At 55.5% G+C, this 3,795-nt stretch carries 4 protein-coding genes and 1 pseudogene; all 5 read right to left on the minus strand.

Annotated features, from left to right (window positions below):
* Positions 1–832: 832 nt before the first annotated feature.
* Positions 833–1,000 carry a hypothetical protein gene (locus tag Q0C48_RS13025; protein ID WP_291525040.1) on the minus strand — a complete coding sequence of 56 codons (168 nt, stop codon included), beginning with the start codon at positions 998–1,000 and terminating at the stop codon, positions 833–835.
* A gap of 83 nt (positions 1,001–1,083) precedes the next feature.
* Complete coding sequence (locus tag Q0C48_RS13030; protein WP_291525042.1) at positions 1,084–1,827, minus strand: flagellar motor protein; 744 nt, start codon at positions 1,825–1,827, stop codon at positions 1,084–1,086.
* 39 nt (positions 1,828–1,866) lie between these two features.
* A complete protein-coding gene (gene fliA / locus Q0C48_RS13035; protein WP_291525044.1) occupies positions 1,867–2,595 on the minus strand; it encodes an RNA polymerase sigma factor FliA in 729 nt (242 codons plus the stop codon).
* Positions 2,592–3,425, minus strand: coding sequence for a MinD/ParA family protein (locus tag Q0C48_RS13040; RefSeq protein ID WP_366937063.1), 834 nt, complete (start codon positions 3,423–3,425; stop codon positions 2,592–2,594). The genes fliA and Q0C48_RS13040 overlap by 4 nt, the downstream gene beginning before the upstream one ends.
* A gap of 58 nt (positions 3,426–3,483) precedes the next feature.
* Positions 3,484–3,795: pseudogene (locus Q0C48_RS13045) on the minus strand (hypothetical protein); the annotation flags it as partial.

The following is a 3,795-nucleotide window of genomic DNA, read 5'->3' on the forward strand; positions in this document are numbered from 1 at the left end:
TCGGGCCTCGTTCGGAGCGATGGCTCCGCGCAGCGGAAGAATCGTGCTAATCAGGAATTGCTATGCAGCCAGCCCTATGCAGTCGCTCAAAGGAGTGTGGTCAGCCAAATCGATGGTCCTCTGGTCAAGTTTTTTGAGCAATTGTTGCGTACAGTCTCAGGCAAACCGCTCTATCAGCCCGCCAGGCAGATCTTGTCGGGGAATCGGTGGAAGTATGGTGGACCCATCGGCCCCCCCAAAGAGGGGTGCGTACCAACGCCTCACGCCATCATAGCCGCCATCTGGCCAGGGTACGTTTGGAAATGCCAAACAGGGACCGTAATTTGTCATGCTAGGCTTTGTTGACCTTTCCTGGCTGCAGGCCGGAGATAAGCAGCATACTGGTCATTGCGTATCGTCTTTTGCCAAAGAACCGTACCGAAGGCGGTGTCACGCGTTTTCGGCAGGTTTCACAGCAGAAGCTGTGCCGATGTACCGAGATGAGGGTGTTCCCAGGCTCTCCGCGTAGCAGCCGAGGAAAGCGGGCACTATGGAGCTTCCCGCCACAATAAGGACCCCCTTCTGAAACTCCCCGCTCCCGGTCCTGTGTAGGGGGAGGCATCCATGCCATCTGTGAGCTGCCGCTTTTCGTCTTGTGCCAAATATAACACCGTTATGCACCATCTTCTCTTTGAACCGAAGACAGACCATAACTTTCTTTCAATCCCTTGTTCAAGCGTCCGATACGGAGCCGTTAAAATGATCACCATAAACGATGGGCCATGAATACCGACCCTCACGCTACGTGACCAAAAAGACTCCCGACTCCATCAACATCACTGATCGCTCTCACTCAAACAAGTTCATCAATCTGATGCCCATCTTCCGACGCTTCTTCTTCGCGCCGAGGCAGCAATCGGGGTCGCGGCGTATTGTTCTCCCGCCTCTTGTCGGAAATCTGGTGCAAAGGCTCCACGGGCTGGGCACCACGGTCAATGGGTTTAAGCGGAAAATCTGCCATAAGCGCTGTACTCCAGATATCATATAAAACATATATACCTTCCAGACTAGCGCAATAACTATTCTTTTTCCATGGATTAGGGTTCAGCGTGCGTAAAAGCTCTGCAGTCGCCCTTCAATGATTTTGGGATTTTCGCCTTCTGCTATCCCGACCAGGCCTTCGATGATCATCTCACGTAGGTAGGTTTGCTGATGTACGATACCTTTAATCTTGTTCGATATGGGGAGAAAAAGCAGATTGGCTAACCCCACACCGTAGATGGTTGCAACGAAAGCCGTTGCTATGCCCGCTCCAAGTTTGGCCGGATCGGCGAGATTTTCCATGACATGAATCAGGCCCAGCACGGCGCCGAGAATACCAATGGTCGGCGAGTACCCACCCGCCGATTCAAACACTTTTGCCGCCTGCCGTTCCATCTCCGAGCGGGAATCCAGATCGACCTCCAGGGTAGCCCGGATTTTCTCCGGTTCCGCCCCATCGACCAGCATCTGTAAGCCTTTTTGTAAATACGGGTCATTGACACCCGCAATCAGACTTTCCAGCGCTAGTAGTCCATTTTTACGGGCGGTATTGCTCCATTCCAGAATTTGCGCGATGACGGGCTGAGGATCAGTTTTGGGGGGCAGCACCGCCCAGGGCACCATCTTCAGGGAACGAATGAACACGGGCATGGTGTACTGCACCATCACCGCGCCCATAGTGCCGCCAACAACAATAATGAAGGCAGTGAGCTGAAGGATGGAACTGAGCTTACCGCCTTCCAGAAGCTGGCCGGCAAAAATACCACCGAAAGCCACTACCAAACCAATCAGGGTCAAAAAATCCACGATTTTGCTCCCTTTTGGGGATCGGCAAATGAGTAACCCTCAAAGCCTGTCATCACGCCAGTCTCCCAGGGTGGTACGCAAACGCAGGACCGCTTGCCGCATAATCTGGCTGACGCGAGATTCGCTGACCTCCAATACGCTGCCAATCTCTTTCAGAGTGAGTTCGTCCTGATAATAAAGCGCGAGGACCAGTTGCTCCTTTTCCGGTAAAGTGCCGATACCGCGCTGGAGATCGCGGGAAAATTCTTCAGATACCAGCACCGACTGAATATCGTCCGCAGCATCGCGGAGGTAGCGACCGACAAAAGCGTCATTGTCCGCTGCCAGATCTTCGAGATAAAGAATCTGACCGCCACTCTCACGCAACGCGGCATGGTAAGCCGTCATTGTCCAGCCCAGTTCTTTGGCGATTTCCTCATCACTGGGCGGATGTCCAAGATGTTGTTCCAGGCGGGCAATGGCCCTGCCGATAGATTGCTCCTTGGCACGCGCACGGCGGGGCAGGCAGTCCTGAGCACGCAGCTCGTCAAGAATACTGCCGCGAATCCGCATGCTGGCATAACTGATAAAGGCATCACTCTCGTCTCCCGACTGGCTATCGAGGGCATCCATCAATCCCAATAAACCCGCCTGCACGAGATCGGCCACATCGACATTGGCGGGCAGCCGGGCGCGGATCCGCTGGGCAATACGCTGCACCAGAGGCACATGGCGCGCCACCTGCGCACTGCGCTGTACCATTCTATCCACCGCCATTCCGGCACTCATAGGCTCTGCAGCGATCTTTCTGCCGATAACAGGCGCTCCATGAAGAACTCGATATGCCCAGAGGGACCCGCTGGCAGGGGCCAGCTACGCACTGTTGTCGCCAGCTCGCGCAGCGCTCGGGCGGCAGGACTGTCGGGATAGAGTTCGACAATGGCCCGCTGCGAACGTACCGCACTACGCAGAGCAGGATCCAGGGGAATGCTGCCGATCAGATCAAGACTGACATCGAGATAACGGTCCGCCACAGCGGCGACGCGCTGAAAGAGCATCTGACCTTCGCGCTGGTCACGCACCATATTGGGAAGCACCCGGAAACGCCGCACGCCATGATCACGGCTGAGCAACTTAATGAGGGCGTAGGCGTCGGTGATGGAAGCCGGCTCATTGGAGACCACAACAATGACATCCTGGGCGGCGCAACTGAAGGTCAGCACATCACCCGCAATGCCGGCAGCAAGATCAATCAGCAGGTAATCAACGTCGATGTCGAGGTTGCTCACGGCCTGAATCAGGTTCGCCTGAGCCAGGGCATCCAGAACCGCCATCCGCGCGATACCGCTGGCCGCAGGTAACACGCGAATGCCCTGAGGGCCACTGACGAGCACTTCTTCAATGGATTTTTCACCAGAAACTACATGAGAGAGATTATAGCGGGGACTCAGGCCGAGCAGGATGTCCACATTGCCGAGACCGAGGTCGGCGTCGAAAAGTAGGGGTTTCGCGCCCTTCTGGGCGAGGGCAACAGCCAGATTAACAGCAACATTGGTCTTGCCCACCCCACCTTTACCACTGGCGACGGCGATCACCTTGACTGGTTTACGCGCACACATTCTTCGAAGTCCCTCCGCCTGATCCAGCGGGCTCGCAATCACTGCGGACCCCTGCATTTCATGCACCATGATAGCGATTATGGGCAGTGCTAGCCACCGCATCGCCTGCCGAAACCGATTGCAGTATATGAATCAGCGCATCCCAACGTGCCTCATGGAGGTCTTCCGGCACCTTCTGGCCGTCGCTGTAATAGGCAATGGGTAGATGATGTTGTGCCAACCATTCCAGTGCGCCACCAAAGGCCGGTGCTTCATCCACTTTGGAGAGAATGGCTCCCGCCAAAGGAAGATCCGCATAAGGTGCCAGAACCGTCGACAAACTCTTGTCGCTCAACCCAGCCGGAATGAGCAGAAAACGATGGGCTTGCGG

It is taken from the genome of Acidithiobacillus sp. (assembly GCF_023255755.1).
GTDB lineage: Bacteria > Pseudomonadota > Gammaproteobacteria > Acidithiobacillales > Acidithiobacillaceae > Acidithiobacillus.

Bases quoted from the DNA above. Each gene is read 5' to 3' on its own strand.
- Q0C48_RS13025 (WP_291525040.1), bottom strand. From the start codon at position 1,000: ATGGCAGATTTTCCGCTTAAACCCATTGACCGTGGTGCCCAGCCCGTG.
- fliA (WP_291525044.1), bottom strand. From the start codon at position 2,595: ATGAGTGCCGGAATGGCGGTGGATAGAATGGTACAGCGCAGTGCGCAG.
- Q0C48_RS13040 (WP_366937063.1), bottom strand. From the start codon at position 3,425: ATGTGTGCGCGTAAACCAGTCAAGGTGATCGCCGTCGCCAGTGGTAAA.